General features: G+C 42.5%; 14 protein-coding genes. 6 read left to right on the top strand and 8 right to left on the bottom strand.

Annotation, left to right across the window (positions count from 1 at the left end; genetic code table 11):
* Positions 1-15: 15 nt before the first annotated feature.
* The 4 genes from BN8899_RS16880 to BN8899_RS16865 form a co-directional block, all read right to left on the bottom strand.
* Positions 16-825, bottom strand: coding sequence for an SDR family oxidoreductase (locus tag BN8899_RS16880; RefSeq protein WP_065220274.1), 810 nt, complete (start codon positions 823-825; stop codon positions 16-18).
* Positions 826-1,011: 186 nt separating this feature from the next.
* The gene (locus BN8899_RS16875; RefSeq protein ID WP_231932408.1) at positions 1,012-2,256 is read right to left on the bottom strand and encodes a tetratricopeptide repeat protein; all 1,245 of its coding nucleotides are present in this window, start codon (positions 2,254-2,256) and stop codon (positions 1,012-1,014) included.
* 43 nt (positions 2,257-2,299) lie between these two features.
* Positions 2,300-4,816 (bottom strand): DNA gyrase subunit A, encoded by a 2,517-nt coding sequence (gyrA, locus tag BN8899_RS16870; RefSeq protein ID WP_018336364.1) that lies wholly within the window; start codon positions 4,814-4,816, stop codon positions 2,300-2,302.
* Positions 4,817-4,945: 129 nt separating this feature from the next.
* Entirely contained in the window at positions 4,946-5,707 is a 762-nt protein-coding gene (locus BN8899_RS16865; protein ID WP_026207229.1) for an MBL fold metallo-hydrolase, read from the bottom strand.
* A gap of 74 nt (positions 5,708-5,781) precedes the next feature.
* Here BN8899_RS16865 and BN8899_RS16860 point away from each other — a divergent pair, with 74 nt between their 5' ends.
* Positions 5,782-6,489: an SAM-dependent methyltransferase gene (locus tag BN8899_RS16860; protein WP_018336366.1), complete on the top strand. Its 708-nt coding sequence runs from the start codon at positions 5,782-5,784 to the stop codon at positions 6,487-6,489.
* 14 nt (positions 6,490-6,503) lie between these two features.
* On the top strand, positions 6,504-7,313 hold the full coding sequence (gene thiD / locus BN8899_RS16855; RefSeq protein WP_065220272.1) for a bifunctional hydroxymethylpyrimidine kinase/phosphomethylpyrimidine kinase: 810 nt from the start codon (positions 6,504-6,506) through the stop codon (positions 7,311-7,313).
* A gap of 77 nt (positions 7,314-7,390) precedes the next feature.
* On the opposite strand, the gene BN8899_RS16850 is transcribed toward thiD, so the two are convergent.
* From BN8899_RS16850 to BN8899_RS16840, 3 genes are all read right to left on the bottom strand, one after another.
* Positions 7,391-7,975, bottom strand: coding sequence for an alpha/beta hydrolase (locus tag BN8899_RS16850; RefSeq protein WP_018336368.1), 585 nt, complete (start codon positions 7,973-7,975; stop codon positions 7,391-7,393).
* A 444-nt stretch (positions 7,976-8,419) separates the two neighbouring features.
* Positions 8,420-8,968, bottom strand: a complete 549-nt coding sequence (locus BN8899_RS16845) for an NADH peroxidase (protein WP_018336370.1) — start codon at positions 8,966-8,968, stop codon at positions 8,420-8,422.
* Positions 8,969-8,992: 24 nt separating this feature from the next.
* Complete coding sequence (locus BN8899_RS16840) at positions 8,993-9,424, bottom strand: Fur family transcriptional regulator (protein WP_018336371.1); 432 nt, start codon at positions 9,422-9,424, stop codon at positions 8,993-8,995.
* Positions 9,425-9,646: 222 nt separating this feature from the next.
* Between BN8899_RS16840 and BN8899_RS20845 the strand changes: the two genes are divergently transcribed.
* The 4 genes from BN8899_RS20845 (at position 9,647) to BN8899_RS16825 (ending at position 13,800) form a co-directional block, all read left to right on the top strand.
* Positions 9,647-9,982, top strand: a complete 336-nt coding sequence (locus BN8899_RS20845) for a hypothetical protein (protein ID WP_148375505.1) — start codon at positions 9,647-9,649, stop codon at positions 9,980-9,982.
* A gap of 57 nt (positions 9,983-10,039) precedes the next feature.
* Positions 10,040-12,175: a TonB-dependent receptor gene (locus tag BN8899_RS16835; RefSeq protein WP_065220791.1), complete on the top strand. Its 2,136-nt coding sequence runs from the start codon at positions 10,040-10,042 to the stop codon at positions 12,173-12,175.
* Between the two features lie 26 nt (positions 12,176-12,201).
* On the top strand, positions 12,202-12,873 hold the full coding sequence (locus BN8899_RS16830) for a hypothetical protein (RefSeq protein WP_065220271.1): 672 nt from the start codon (positions 12,202-12,204) through the stop codon (positions 12,871-12,873).
* 318 nt (positions 12,874-13,191) lie between these two features.
* Positions 13,192-13,800: a superoxide dismutase gene (locus BN8899_RS16825; RefSeq protein WP_065220790.1), complete on the top strand. Its 609-nt coding sequence runs from the start codon at positions 13,192-13,194 to the stop codon at positions 13,798-13,800.
* Between the two features lie 79 nt (positions 13,801-13,879).
* Here the strand turns inward: BN8899_RS16825 and BN8899_RS16820 are convergent, their stop codons facing one another.
* Entirely contained in the window at positions 13,880-15,010 is a 1,131-nt protein-coding gene (locus BN8899_RS16820; protein ID WP_065220270.1) for an AAA family ATPase, read from the bottom strand.
* Between the last annotated feature and the right edge of the window lie 22 nt (positions 15,011-15,032).

The following is a 15,032-nucleotide window of genomic DNA, read 5'->3' as shown; positions in this document are numbered from 1 at the left end:
GCAACTAATTACTTGTTATTTGAACGGAGAATTCGGTTCTTTCGCCATATGACTGTAAGCCAACTTATCCAGTAAACTGGGAAACCATTTGCTCAAGAACACGGATATTTTCCCTTCAACCAAAGTCATTACAATCTCTCGCTTCCGTTTAACAACGCCATTTACAATGATTTCCGCGCATCGTTCCGCACTCATCATATTGTTTTCGGCCCGCGGACTATTGCCTTGCTGGCTACCATCAGCAACTAAAGCAGTTTTTCGAATATTAGAAGCCGTGAAGCCGGGTGCGGCAACAAGCACGTGCAGACCTTTTTTCAAATTCTCGACACGTAGCGTGTTCAAGAATCCTCGGACTGCAAATTTACTGGCTGAATAACCGGTTCTTCCGGGTAACCCGAGGAATCCCGCAACTGAAATAATGCCAACCAGACTACCTTTTGTTTGCAATAAATAGGGTAAAGCATACTTTGTACAGTACACCGTTCCCCAAAAATTAACATCCATCAGACGTCGTATGACCTCCAAATCCAAATCCTCAAACAGAGCCCGCATGGAGATTCCGGCGTTATTCACGAGTGTATCTATTTTTCCAAAGCGTTCGTGAGCTTTTTCCACAAGATTTTTGCAATCCAGTTCATTCGAAACATCTGTCTGCACGGAAATAATCTCTGTTCCTTGTGATTTTAAATCATCCTCAATTTTTTTCAGTTCTTCCATGTTTCTAGCGCCCATAACAATTTTGGCGCCACGTTTAGCAAATTCATAAACCAACGCTTTACCAATACCGGAAGATGCTCCTGTAATAATCACCACTTTGTTTTGCATGAATCTTGTTTCTTAGGTGTTTAGAATTTCTTATTTTGATTTACAAATATAACAACAACTTTGGAGAATGAAGAATCATAATGGAAAAAAACGCAATCATATAAAAGTTTTATAATTGCGATTATGATAAATAACATATACAAAAAAGAAAAGGGAAGTTTTTCCCTCTTCTTTTATATCTATCTATTACAGATTGTTAAGTTTCTCGACCGTCTGATCATACTTGCTTTGATATTGTTTTTTGCTTGCTTGCAAACGATAATACAATTCTTTTAAAGTAGTCAGCGTGTTCTTGTCGTTCGCTTGCAATTCAAGGGCTCTTTCGAAATAAGGAACTACAGCCTCGTATTTGTCCATAATTTTAGCGAGTTCTGCGTTATATTCCTTAACATCAACGATTTCCTGAACGATCTTATGATCTTCGATCACGCGGTTCAAATGAATATTTCCCAAGTTGTATTGAGCGAAGAAATCATTCGGGGCTAATTCCAACGTTTTGATATACATCTGTTCTGCTTTCTCGGGTTCGTTTATTTTCTCGTATAAAGAACCTTTTGCGCGATAATAATCCGGTTTATTGGGTTCCAATCTGATAGCAGCATCCAGAAATTCTTCAGCTTTTCCCGGGGTATCCCCTTGCAAATAATAGTTAATCAACTCGATCAACATATATTCGTCATTCGGGAACAACTTATGTCCTTCCTGCAAGTACTTAACAGCTTCTTCTTGAATAGCTTTCGCAGTAATCGTATCCCCGTTTTCTTTTGCGTCGCGGCTTCTTCCCAGGTAAATACTAGCCAACATGGCATAAATCCGGTTTGCCTCATAACCTAATTCCAATGATTTTTTGTAGAATTCCATAGCTTCATCTACCAGTCCGGCTTTATGGGCTGCTACACCGGCATTGTAAATAACGGCAGTGTCTACTTTTTGCGTTCCGTAAGGAGAAGCGTTTATATCCAAAGTTCTCTTGAAATTGTCTAGGGCTGCTTGGAAATCAGCTTTGGCAGCTTCAGCATTTTTCGCATCTTCAGCAGCTGTACCACGATTGTAGCACACGATACCCTGATTCGTGAAGTCAATAACCAAATTAGCAAACTGAGCCTTTAAATCTTTTTCAAACTTTTTCTTCTCATCCAACTGTATTACTTTTTGATAAGATTCCCAAACAATCGGAAGCGGATCTGCAGACAATTTCTTGTAATTTTCATCCTGACTCTCGAAAATACCTTGGTAGATTTGTCCTCTCACGAAGTGGGCTTTCGGGTTGTTCACGCATTTCTCGTGTCCGATAGCTTCATCGATTAGCTCTTTTGCTTTATCTAGCTTTCCCTGCGTGTAAAAGCTAACAGCAGATGTCACTTTTCCCATTTGCGCGAAAGACACATTCGCGCAAAGCAGAAGGGCAATGATAAAAGTTAGTTTTCTCATACGTTTAAAATTTGTGTTCCAATTAGATATCATTTATAAATAATTATTCTTCACTACTTTCTCCGGTTTCTTCCGCGTCCGTATTTTCCTGCCCTTCTGCTGGTACATCTTCCTCTTTTGACGCTGAAACTTTGGCAACGGCAGCGATAGCGTCGTCATTACGTAAATTAATCAATCTTACTCCTTGCGTGTTACGTCCCATAACTCGCAACGTGCTCACGTCAAGCCGGATCGTTAAGCCGGAACGATTGATAATCATTAAGTTATCTTCATCCGTGACATCCAGCAACGCAATTAATTTTCCGGTCTTTTCCGTCATGTTAATGGTCTTCACACCCTTACCGCCACGGTTCGTGATACGGTAATCTTCAATACTAGAGCGTTTTCCATATCCATTTTCAGAAACGACCAGCACGTCTGCTTTATCTGGTTCAACACAAATCATGCCAATCACTTCATCTTCCTCGCTATCTAGGGTGATTCCTCTAACACCGGATGCCGTTCTACCCATGGGACGTACTTTTTCTTCCGGGAAGCGGATAGCCTTACCGGATTTCACGGCAATCATGATGTCATTCTCGCCGTTTGTCATCTTGGCATCCAACAATTGGTCTCCCTCTTTGATCGTTATTGCGTTTACTCCGTTCGCTCTTGGACGAGAGTAAGCCTCAAGTGTCGTCTTTTTGACAATCCCTTTCTTTGAACACAACACGATATAGTTGCTATTAATATAGTCGTTTTCTTTCAAATCCAACGTGTTGATATAAGCCTTCACTTTATCATCCGGCTCGATATTCAACAGATTTTGTATTGCCCGACCTTTGGATTGCTTGGAACCTTCCGGGATCTCCCAAACTTTCAGCCAGAAACATTTTCCTTTTTCCGTGAAGAACAACATGGTATTGTGCATGGTTGCCATAATCATGTGTTCCAGGAAGTCCTCGTCACGGGTTGCTGATCCTTTGGAACCGACTCCCCCGCGATTCTGCACCTTGTATTCGGACAGCGGGGTACGTTTGATATATCCCATGTGCGAAATCGTGATCACGACTTCTTCATCAGCGTAGAAATCTTCCGGGTTGAATTCTTCGGATGCGTACACGATGTCTGTTCTGCGCTCGTCATTGTACTGTGCTTTTATTTGCAAAAGTTCATCTTTAATAATTTGCATTCTCAATTCCAGACTCGCCAAAATTTCTTTCAAGTGCTCGATAACCTTGATAATATCATCGTATTCTGCTCTCAACTTATCTTGTTCCAGGCCTGTTAATTGACGTAATCTCATCTCTACAATAGCACGAGCCTGAATATCGCTCAACGAGAAGGTTTCCATCAAAGTAGCTCTTGCCTCGTCCGGAGTTTTAGACGAGCGAATAATACGGATTACTTCATCAATATGGTCACTGGCTATAATCAAACCTTCCAAAATATGAGCACGGTCTTCCGCTTGTTTCAACTCGAATTGAGTACGGCGGGTAATCACCTCGTGGCGATGTTCCACGAACAGGCGGATAAGGTCTTTCAAGTTCAACAACCGGGGTCTGCCTCCTACCAAAGCAATATTGTTTACCCCGAAAGAAGTTTGAAGAGCCGTGTGTTTTAATAAGGTATTCAAAACCACGTTGGCGATCGCGTCTTTTTTCAGATCGATCACGATACGCATACCGCTGCGGTCAGATTCGTCGTTGATATTCGAGATACCGTCTATTTTCTTATCGTTCACTAAGTCGGCTATACGGGAAATCAATTCGGCTTTATTCACCATGTAAGGAATTTCATGCACGATAATTTTCTCTCGCCCGTGAGGTGTTGTTTCGATGGATGTTTTGGAACGAATCACGACACGACCTCTTCCCGTGTGATAAGCTTCCCGCACACCGCTATACCCGTAGATACTACCTCCCGTGGGGAAGTCTGGAGCTTTAATGATCCGGATTAAATCATCGATCTCAATATCATTATTGTCGATATAAGCACAAATAGCATCAATTGTATCTGCTACGTTGTGGGGAGCCATATTCGTAGCCATACCCACGGCAATACCCGAAGCACCATTTATTAATAATAAAGGTATTCTGGTCGGCAAGACGCTCGGTTCTTTCAACGATTCGTCAAAGTTCGGGATCATGTTTACCGTATCCTTGTCCAAATCAGCCAGAATATCTTCCGAGATTTTCATTAAACGAGCCTCCGTGTAACGCATGGCGGCAGGGCTATCCCCGTCGACAGACCCGAAGTTTCCTTGCCCGTCCACCAGCGGATAACGCAAAGACCAACTTTGAGCCATACGTACCATTGCCATGTACACCGAGCTATCCCCGTGAGGATGATACTTTCCGAGCACCTCTCCCACGATTCTTGCTGACTTTTTGAATGGCTTGCCGGACGTTACACCCAATTCGCTCATTCCAAACAATACTCTTCTCTGTACCGGTTTCAAACCGTCCCTAACATCAGGCAATGCACGCGACACGATCACCGACATTGAATAGTCAATGTACGAAGATTTCATCTCCTCCTCGATGTTGATCTTAATAATTTTTTCTCCGACGTTTTCCATTTATAATATTAAATTACTCTTTTAACGCATTGTTTGATAGAATGTTGACATCAATATCACCCCTATCCTACCAAAATCCCACAAATGTAATAAAAACGATGGATTAAAGGAAATTTTTTTAAGCAATAATCAAAATTCGAAAGCTAACATATCGTATGCCAACTTCACGTTGTCGGGCAATTCGTCGGAAACCTCCCCGTGTAACCCCATTTGATGACCGATATGTGTGATATACGCTTGCTTCACGTTCAACCGCTTCACGACCTCCAATGCTTGTCCTAGCGTAAAATGGGATAGATGGGGTTCTTTGCGCAAAGCATTGATCACGAGATACTCCACTCCCTCCAGTTTTTTCATACTTTCTTCTGGGATAAAATTGGCATCGGTAACGTAAGCGAAATTTGCGATACGGAATGCCGTGATCGGTAGTTTATGGTGCATCACCGTGACGGGAATAACCTCAACGTCATCAATCCGGAAAGGTTCCTCTTCCACCACGTGAATATTCATTTCCGGTACCCCGGGATACCGGAATTTCATAAAAGCGTAGTCGTAATCCTTTTGTACTGCCCTCATGGTTAAATAATTACAATACACCTCAACCTCTCCCTGTTTCACCCAGTTAAACGCTCGTATATCGTCCAAGCCTCCGATATGATCTTTGTGCTCGTGTGTCAACAACAACGCTCTCACGTCCTTCACTCCTGCCCGCAACATCTGGGTGCGGAAATCGGGTCCGGCATCTATAATCAACTTCTTATCTCCTATATCAATCATCGCGGAACTTCGCAACCGTTTATCGTGTTCATCCGTAGAGCGACAAACCTCGCAATCACAAGCAATCACCGGTACTCCTTGCGAAGTTCCACTTCCTAATATCGTAACTTTCATCCGTTCACAACTATTTACCGCAAAATTAATAAGATTCGGAATAATCCCGTATATTTGCCGCAAACAATTTATTTATGGGAAAATTATATTTGCTTCCTAATTTATTAGGAGAAACAACCGTCGAGCGGGTGATCCCCTGCGACGTGATCGACGTGATCAAACGTATCCGGATTTTTGCCACGGAAAATATCAAGAATACCCGGCGGTACCTGAAGAAAATAGATAAAGCGATCAATATTGACGAACTTACTTTCCTGGATTTGAACGAACACTCGGACATCAAGGATATAGAGACGTATATACCTTATTTGAAAGATAATGACATGGGTATAATCTCGGAGGCCGGCTGTCCTGGCATTGCCGATCCGGGGGCAGAACTGGTAGCGTTGGCACACCGCCACAACTATCAAGTGGTACCGCTTGTCGGTCCCTCGTCCATCCTGCTCGCGCTCATCGCTTCGGGGTGTAACGGTCAGAATTTTTCTTTTAACGGTTACCTCCCTGTCAACCGTTCGGAACGCGTGAAGGCATTGAAAAACTACGAGAAACAATCAGCGGCAGAGAATCGTACCCAAATATTCATCGAAACGCCGTATCGTAATTTGCAGTTACTCGAGGACATCGTGTCCTCCCTCTCTCCCGTAACGCGCCTCACGGTGGCTTGTGACATCACGACAGAAAACGAATATATAAAAACAATGCAGGTAAAGGATTGGAAACACGAGAAGCCGGACATAAATAAGCGTCCGACGATATTTGTCTTGTATGCCAGACCGTTTTAATAAATAGAATCACGATGAGAACTTATAAAAGAGTTTTATCCATAGCCGGTTCCGATAGTGGCGGAGGTGCCGGGATACAAGCTGATCTGAAAACCATTTCAGCGTGTGGCTGTTTTGCTATGACCGCCATAACTACGGTTACCGCGCAGAATACTTTGGGGGTAAAATCAATAGCCCCCCTCCCCGTTCGTGTCATTGAAGCACAGATCCGGGCTTGTCTGGATGATATCGGGGCTAATGCCGTGAAAATCGGTATGCTGCATTCTATCGATGTTATCCGCACGATTGTAAGGGTGTTGCGGGATTACCCAGTGAAACACATCGTGGTCGACCCCGTTATGGTTGCCACCTCCGGCGATCTTCTCGTGCAGGAAGAGGCTATTGCGATACTTCAGCAGGAACTTTTCCCGCTAGCATCCGTGATTACCCCGAACACCTTCGAGATTGAGATATTATCCGGGATGAAAATCAACACGCAGGAAGACTTGTATGCCTCCATTCCGAGAATGAAAAATATAGGCGCCCGTAACATACTTCTGAAAGCCGGACACCTGGAATGCGAGGAAATCACCGACGTGCTGGTAGACTACGAGAACAACCGGGAATATCGTTATACCACGAGAAAGATCGACACGGTGAACACGCACGGGACAGGCTGTTCTTTATCGTCTGCCGTAGCCGCCTATCTCGCCCACGACTACCCCATGGAGAAAGCCGTGAAAGCAGCCATCGACTACCTGCACGGGGCAATAGAAATCGCAGCGGAATATAGAATCGGGCACGGACATGGTGCTGTTCATCATTTCTATAAATGGTGGAAATAGAGGAAATAGTAGATAGTAGGATATAACAGATAAAAGGGGCTGTTTGCACAGCCCCCTCAGTATATAGTGTGTGGTTGTCAATGTGTTTTAAACCAACGGAACACGTTACGGACAGTCTTGTCCAGCACAAGCGGGTCTTCAAAATATTGAGCGTGGGTTACAGAACCTTCCCATATCGCTAATTTTTCTTCTGCGCGAATTGTGTCATACACGCGTCTCGCCGCTTGGTATTCCTTCTCGTTCTCACCACCGTGGATAACGATAGTAGGCACTTTTACTTTTGAAGCCTCTTTCCGCCTGTAACAACCAGATACAAGAGCTATTGCCTTCAATCGTTTATCGGCTTCCGTTCCCGCCAATACTTCGTTTGTACCGTTACAAATACCGATGGCGTACAACTTGTCCGGGTCTACTTCTTCCTTTAAACTCAAGTAATCGATAGCAGCTTTCACGTTCTGCATCTCTTCCAATCCCAATACCACGTACCCGTAATTTGCCAAACGTGTTGCGTATTGCAACGATACCGGGGTTGTTGAGGTATTCTTGGGTCCTAAAATTATGATAGCCGGTTTCTTCCCTTTTTCTCGTGGGTTGCACAACCATCCTTTACTGTCTATGCCTTTATCTGTTAAGGTGACGTCCTCGCATCTATAAGTTCTCATACAAATTTCCGTGTTAAATGAATTTGTACACGAATACGGGAAATAGACACACAAGGTTACGTTAATAATACAAAAAAATCGGAAGATATAGTTACACGACACGTAGAGTGTATGATCATACAGAGAGCCCATCGTAAACCCAAAGAAGATTAACCCTAATAATACCTCTCCCTCGTTCTATCTCCGTTTATACTGTATACCTCCTATAATCTTTTATATAGAAACATTAGAGCAAAAACGACCACAACACGACAGTGTGAGATTATTACCTTGGATTTTCCTATGTTTCTCATTGGGTTTTCTGTAAAAACACAGGAAGAAAAAGACAAATCCTATTTGTGTTTTTTCGATACGGGGAAAAGGGGGAATTCAATAAAAAATCGGAGCCATCCTTTGTAAAAAGAAATGGCTCCGATACATTTATCAGAATCCGAATATTTAAAACTATTTAAAATAACGGTTATAAAGTCCTTCAAAACCTTTCCCGTGACGTGCTTCATCTTTACACATCTCGTGTACGGTATCATGGATAGCATCCAAATCCAACTTTTTAGCTAAAGTAGCGATCCGTTTTTTATCCTCGCAAGCACCAGCCTCGGCTTCCATCCGCTTTTTCAAGTTTGTTTTGGTATCCCACACGCACTCGCCTAACAATTCAGCGAATTTGGAAGCGTGTTCTGCTTCTTCCCAAGCGTAACGCTTGAAAGCCTCGGCAATCTCCGGATAACCTTCACGATCAGCTTGACGGCTCATTGCCAAGTACATGCCGACTTCCGTGCACTCCCCGTTGAAATGTGCTCTCAATCCTTCCAAAACCTCCGGGTCAACACCTTGGGCTACACCGATACGATGCTCGTCAACAAACGTAAGGGCACCTTCCGTCTCTACCAATTCTTTGAATTTGCTTTTCGGTTGTTTACATTGAGGACAAAATTCAGGAGCTTCATCTCCCTCGTGAACGTAGCCACATACAGAACAAATAAATTTTTTCATAACGCACTCTTTTTAATGAATTAATTATATGATTTTTCCTTTCTCTTCCGCACATTTCTTGCAATACCCTTTATAATAAAGGTGTGTTTCCGTGATTATCAACTCCCCCACTCCTTCCAACACGATTGCGTCCCGGTTCTCTATCGGAATATCGTACACGCACCCGCATCCCAAGCACATGAAATGGGCATGATCGCTCGTGTCAATATCAAACCGCACATTTTTTTCGTCGATCACGAGAGCCTTCACTGCCCCTTGCTCCATGAACAGGCGCATAGTGTTGTACACCGTTGTTTTCGACAACGTGGGCATCACCGGGTACAACGCACCGTATATCTCATCAGCCGTGGGATGTACCCTGTTTGCCATAAGATAATCCATGATAGCCATTCGCTGCACGGACGGCTTTATATCATATCGTTGCATATACTCTCTCGTGTCTTGAATTGTATTCATTTCTAATTTGTAATTGTTACAAATTTATATCGAGTGCAAATATCGTTATCTTTTTTATAATCGCAACGAATTCTAGTTGATTTTGTCGTAATTTAGAAATATTCTAATTTTCATACCGGGAAATTCCCGTGTAATTACCGGGGGATACGATGTAAGTCACCCATAATAATAGTTTTTTCTTTCTCTTTCAATTATTAGCTAATATTTTTATAGATTTGCAGTATGTTTTTCATAGGACCATCAGTCAATATATTCGTGTACCTGCTTGTTTCTGCTTTTTTCGTGGTCTGTTTCTACTCGAAAAGCGAGGCAAAGCACCCGGGAGTTCTTCCGGGGAATGTCGTTCATGTTTATCATTTCACAACAAACGAGGAGGTTCATTACCACGAGGTACACAAAGAACAAAAAAGGACTGAAGTCAAGAAAACATTTATTCCGGTCTACGACAGTCATGAATGGCTATCGTACACACCACCGGCGGAGTATAAAAATCCCCGTTTAACCCTAAAAACGTTGAGAGCGCCCCCGACGTGTCCTTGTTTAATTATGTTCATTTAAAAATTTATTACAGGACAAATGACAGACACGTTTAATCATTTATTCATTGATAAAAATATGCGAAAACTATATAGCACGGCGCTATTATTGACACTTTGCGGTACTTTATCAGCTCAACGTTCAGCGGTCGTGCAGACAAACGATTCCACATTCAGCGCGATCAAGCAATTGCAGGAAGTGACTATTACCGCCGAAAAAAGAGAATTGTCTATCAGCGAGATACCCATTGCCTTGAGCGTGATCTCGGGTAAATACTTGCTGAACGAGAATAACCCGGACTTGCGCAACCTGTCGGGAAGAATCCCAAACTTTTATATGCAGGAAGGCGGGTTGAAACTCTCTACCCCACTTTACGTGCGAGGAATCGGGACGGTTTCGGGAACGCCACCCGTCGGGCTGTACGTGGACGGGGTGCCGGTATTCGACAAGAATGCTTTTATTTTCGATCTCTACGATATTAAACAAATCGAGGTATTGAGAGGTCCGCAAACCACTCTCTACGGGCGAAACAGTATTATTGGGCTAATAAATATCAGAACGAACCCACCTGCCGAGACCTTCTCGTTACAGGCGAAAGCCGGGGTTTCGAGTTACAACTCTCAGAATTATATGCTCACGGCAAATCTCCCCCTCCGAGATTACTTGTATAATAAGGTATCCTTTTCGTACAACCGAACGGACGGGTATTTCAAGAACGATTTCACGGGCGGAAAACCTAACAAATCCGATTCGTACAACGTGCGTTACCAGGGGCGGCTGCACACGAACGACATGTGGCAGGTTACCTTGGGGGCGAACTACAACCATAGTTTCGACGACGGGTACGCTTACCATGCCATCGATTCATTGAAAGTTCACCGCTACCGGGTAAATTACAATGCCGACGCTTCCTACAAGCGGGATTTGGCTTCAGCTTACCTGAATGCCCGTAAACTTTTCGACCGGACCGCATTGAGCTGGATTACATCCTATTCGTGGACGAAAGACGAGCAAGAACTAGATGCCGATTTTACATTCCATGACGTGTTTCAAAACCAGAAAGAGTCGAAGCAAAATCTGGTGACTCAAGAGATCAATTACCAATCCACGGCAAGCGAAAAACTCGATTGGACAATAGGGACGTTCGGGTTCTACAAGGACTTGACGAACGATTATCTCGCCACGTTCGGTACGGAACGTAAATTATTGCTTCCTCTCAACTTGGACAAGACGCTGTATTACAACAATACGAACACGTGGGGCATAGCGGGTTACGGGCAGGTTACTCTCAAGAATATACTTCCTGGGTTGTTTATCACCGTGGGATTGCGGTACGATTACGAGAAAGCGTCCCTTGATTACCGGGATAGTTTGTTATTCCACGGGGCTAAAGATTTCTCCGGCTATCACGATTGGGAGGAGGACAACTCGTATAGTGCCTGGTTGCCTAAATTCTCCGTTCTGAAGAAGTGGAACACGCGAATCTCCGCTTATGCCAGCGTTTCCAAGGGATACAAGGCGGGCGGTTATAATATCATCGCGAATGACATGACCTCACAAGTCGTGAAGTTGGAGTATGACAAAGAAACTCTTTGGAATTACGAGATCGGGACAAAATACTTCAGCCGAAACGGGCGTTTCAACGTGAACGCGGCTCTTTTCTATATTGATTGGAAAGACCAGCAAATCTTCGTGATGGAGATGATGGGACCTAGCATTAAGAATGCCGGGGATGCCCGCAGTTTTGGAGCAGAAATGGATTTGACGTGGGAATGCTTGCCCCACTTGACTTATTTCCTTGCAGCGGGTTACAGTAATTCGGAATATTACCACCATCTGACGAAGGAGTACGAGGGTAACAGGATCGTGATGGCGCCTGAATTTACCATGAACACGGGATTTTCTTATCAAAAAAATGTAGATATATCCTTGTTCAAGTCTTTCATGGCATCCACTTTCGTGACAGGTTTCGGCAAACAGTATTTTGATGAAGCCAATACCTTAAAACAAAATCCTTATTTCCTATGGAACATGGATTTCGGCGTTTCGGGAAAATACATAGACTTTCACCTGTGGGGGAAAAACATCTTGAATAAAGCCTTTTTCTGCTACATGTTTAACAGTCCGGTAGGCAAAAATCTACCCGAATACCTGAACTCCGGTCAATCCGGAGCTCCTTCTCGGTTCGGGGCATCAATAACCATTAAAATTTAAACGACAAATCTTTAATTAATCTAAGTATGAAAAACAAATTAATGTATCTAGTGGCTGTGCTGTTCGCAGCGTGTGTGGGGTTCTCGTCTTGTAGTGATGACGATGACAAAGTTGATGAAACTCTTACAGGAACTTGGAATTATGGAACAAAGGGGGATGTATATTTGGATTTTAAATATGCAAAAGACAAAATTGAAATTCCGGCAGAAATAATAGCTATGCTCCCCGAGAGTATACAAGGATACATTCCCGCAGATGGTGTTCCCGTTGCAACAGTGGAAACCCTTCTAAAACCCTATGCAAAACAACAGATGGCAAAATATTTTAGAGGCATCGAGTTTGTATCTGATTCTGAATTGAAAATTTTATACACCAAGGATAATGAAGCAGGAAGTATAAAAACAACTTATACTGTACAGGGAAGTGTACTTTCAATTAGTACTCAAAGTGAAGAATTCAAGTCGATTACGGATAACAAGATTCCCGCAGCTCTATCAGCTATTAGCTTGAACTATTTTTTTAAAGATGGTAAGTTGACCATCTACCTGGATACAACAACTATTAAAACCGTTGTTGCTATGCTTCCTGCCATATTACCAGCTTTAGGAGTTAATCTTCCGGCAGAAGCTTTAACTGCAATACAAAATATTTCGAACAACATTACCAAATTAGACTTTGGTGCTGTACTTGTACGCTAAAATGATTTTTCCCCCAACAATTGAATGTTGGGGGATTTTTTAATTTCTCAACGTACCGTATTGTTTTTATATACTTCTAAGTATTTCTCTCGAAATATTTAGTATCTGTTTTTTCGTCTTTTTCCCCTCTGTCTTCTAGGCTTCTCTCCTATTTTCGCATTTATACCTTGCTAAAATTTCTTCCGAATAATGAAACTTTTTTTATAATTTATCGTTTCTATCCAATAGAATCACTAAATTTAAAAACAGTTTAATTTAAAACATAAGGATATGAAACCTGAAGAATTCAAAGATTTAGACGTGTTGATGTCATCTGATATGATCAACAAAAGAGGTGCAGACAATAAATTTCAATTACCGACCCTACCTTATAAGGAAAACGCATTAGAACCCTATATCAGCGAGAGAACGATCCAATACCACTATGGTAAACATCTTGCTACCTATATCACGAACATGAATAACTTAATTGCCGGAACGGAATTTGAAAAAATGTGCCTGGAAGGTATCGTGGTTAAGTCCGAGGGCGGAATATTCAACAATGCCGCGCAGACTTACAACCATATATTCTATTTTGAAACCTTTCAACCGCATAATGCCGCAAAGACTACCCCTACTGGTAAAGTGAAAGAATTGATCGATAAATCCTTTGGTAGCTTCGATGCTTTTAAAGAAGCTTTCGCAAAAGCAGCCACTACCTTATTCGGTTCAGGATGGGGATGGTTGGTTGTTGGCAAAGACGGGAAACTGGAAATCATGCAGACAAGCAATGCCGACACCCCGTTGAAACACGGCAAGAAACCTATATTAACCATCGACGTTTGGGAACACGCTTATTACCTGGATACCCAAAACGCCCGCCCGAAATATATCGAGAACTATTGGAATATCATCAACTGGGACGTTGTCAACAAACGATTGACATAAGTTCTAATACATAAAACATACAAAGTCGTAAAATTCATGTCAGGCATTGATTTTACGACTTTGTTATTTTATAGTCCGTTCAATAATTTGCATTCAACCAAATGGCAAAAAACTTATCATACACGGCATAATTCCCGTGTTCGGAGGTGATAAAATCTTTTTCCAACAATCCCTTTAGTGCAGCTTGCACGGAACTCGGCGAGGTAAGTTTGTATTTTTTTACAAATGCCCCGGAAGTAATGTTAGTCGCTTTCCCCTCCTTGGAAATGGAAACAAGCAAACCTTTTTGACGTTCGGGCAATCTGAAGAGAGTTTCCTCGTAGTTGTATCTGTAGCTGCTGATAATACTTTCCTGGGCTATCTCTATCATTTTCTCGCTACATTCCTCACCCTTCTCTGTTAACATGAAAAGAGTGTTGAACATCTTCTGGATATACCACGTGATTCCCTCAAAACGCCGATAAACGGTTTCCACGATTCCATCAGCGATCTTTTTACCCGCTTTCTCGAAATGGCAACGAACGAATGCTGTATATTTATCAATATCAATACATTCCAAATACATCATCGATACGCTTTGATAAAAAGGACGGGATGCACTCAAGAACATATTTCCCATTACGTGCCGTTGACTACCGGCAAAAATGAACCGGGCATTCGTGCAGTGTTGAACGTGCGTTCTCAATAAAGCTTCCACGTTATCTTCCGGGTAAGAAGCTATTTGCTGAAATTCATCAATAGCCACAATACACGGTTTACCTGCTGCTTTCAGATACTTGAAAATCTCGTCCAGCGTGACATCCGAGTCATGTATATCTCCTAACTGTACATTGAAAGAGGGATTACCCGAAACATCGAAAGAAATTCCTGTTTGCAATGTCTTCACGCAACGGATGAAAGTTTCCAGGGCTTTTCTGCCAAAGGGTTTCAATTGCTCTACGATTACTTTACTCAAGGAAAACACGAAATCCCGCAAAGACTTCGTGGCATATATATCCACGAAAAACGTGTAATATTCCTTGCTTATTTCATGCCGGGCAAAACAATGCATAATTAATCCGGTCTTCCCCATTCTTCGAGTCGAAATTAAAGCAAGATTGTTACCGTTAGCCACCTGTCTTACTAATTCCTCGCTTTCAAGCTCCCGATCGCAAAAATATTCCGCTGACACGTATCCTCCTGTCACGAACGGATTGTTTACTTGTACCATAAAACGTAATTTTATTCTCAAT

The sequence above is a fragment of the Butyricimonas sp. Marseille-P2440 genome (assembly GCF_900091675.1).
Taxonomy (GTDB): domain Bacteria; phylum Bacteroidota; class Bacteroidia; order Bacteroidales; family Marinifilaceae; genus Butyricimonas; species Butyricimonas synergistica.
Note: the sequence above shows the minus strand (reverse complement) of the source record. Positions and strands in the feature narration are given on the sequence as shown.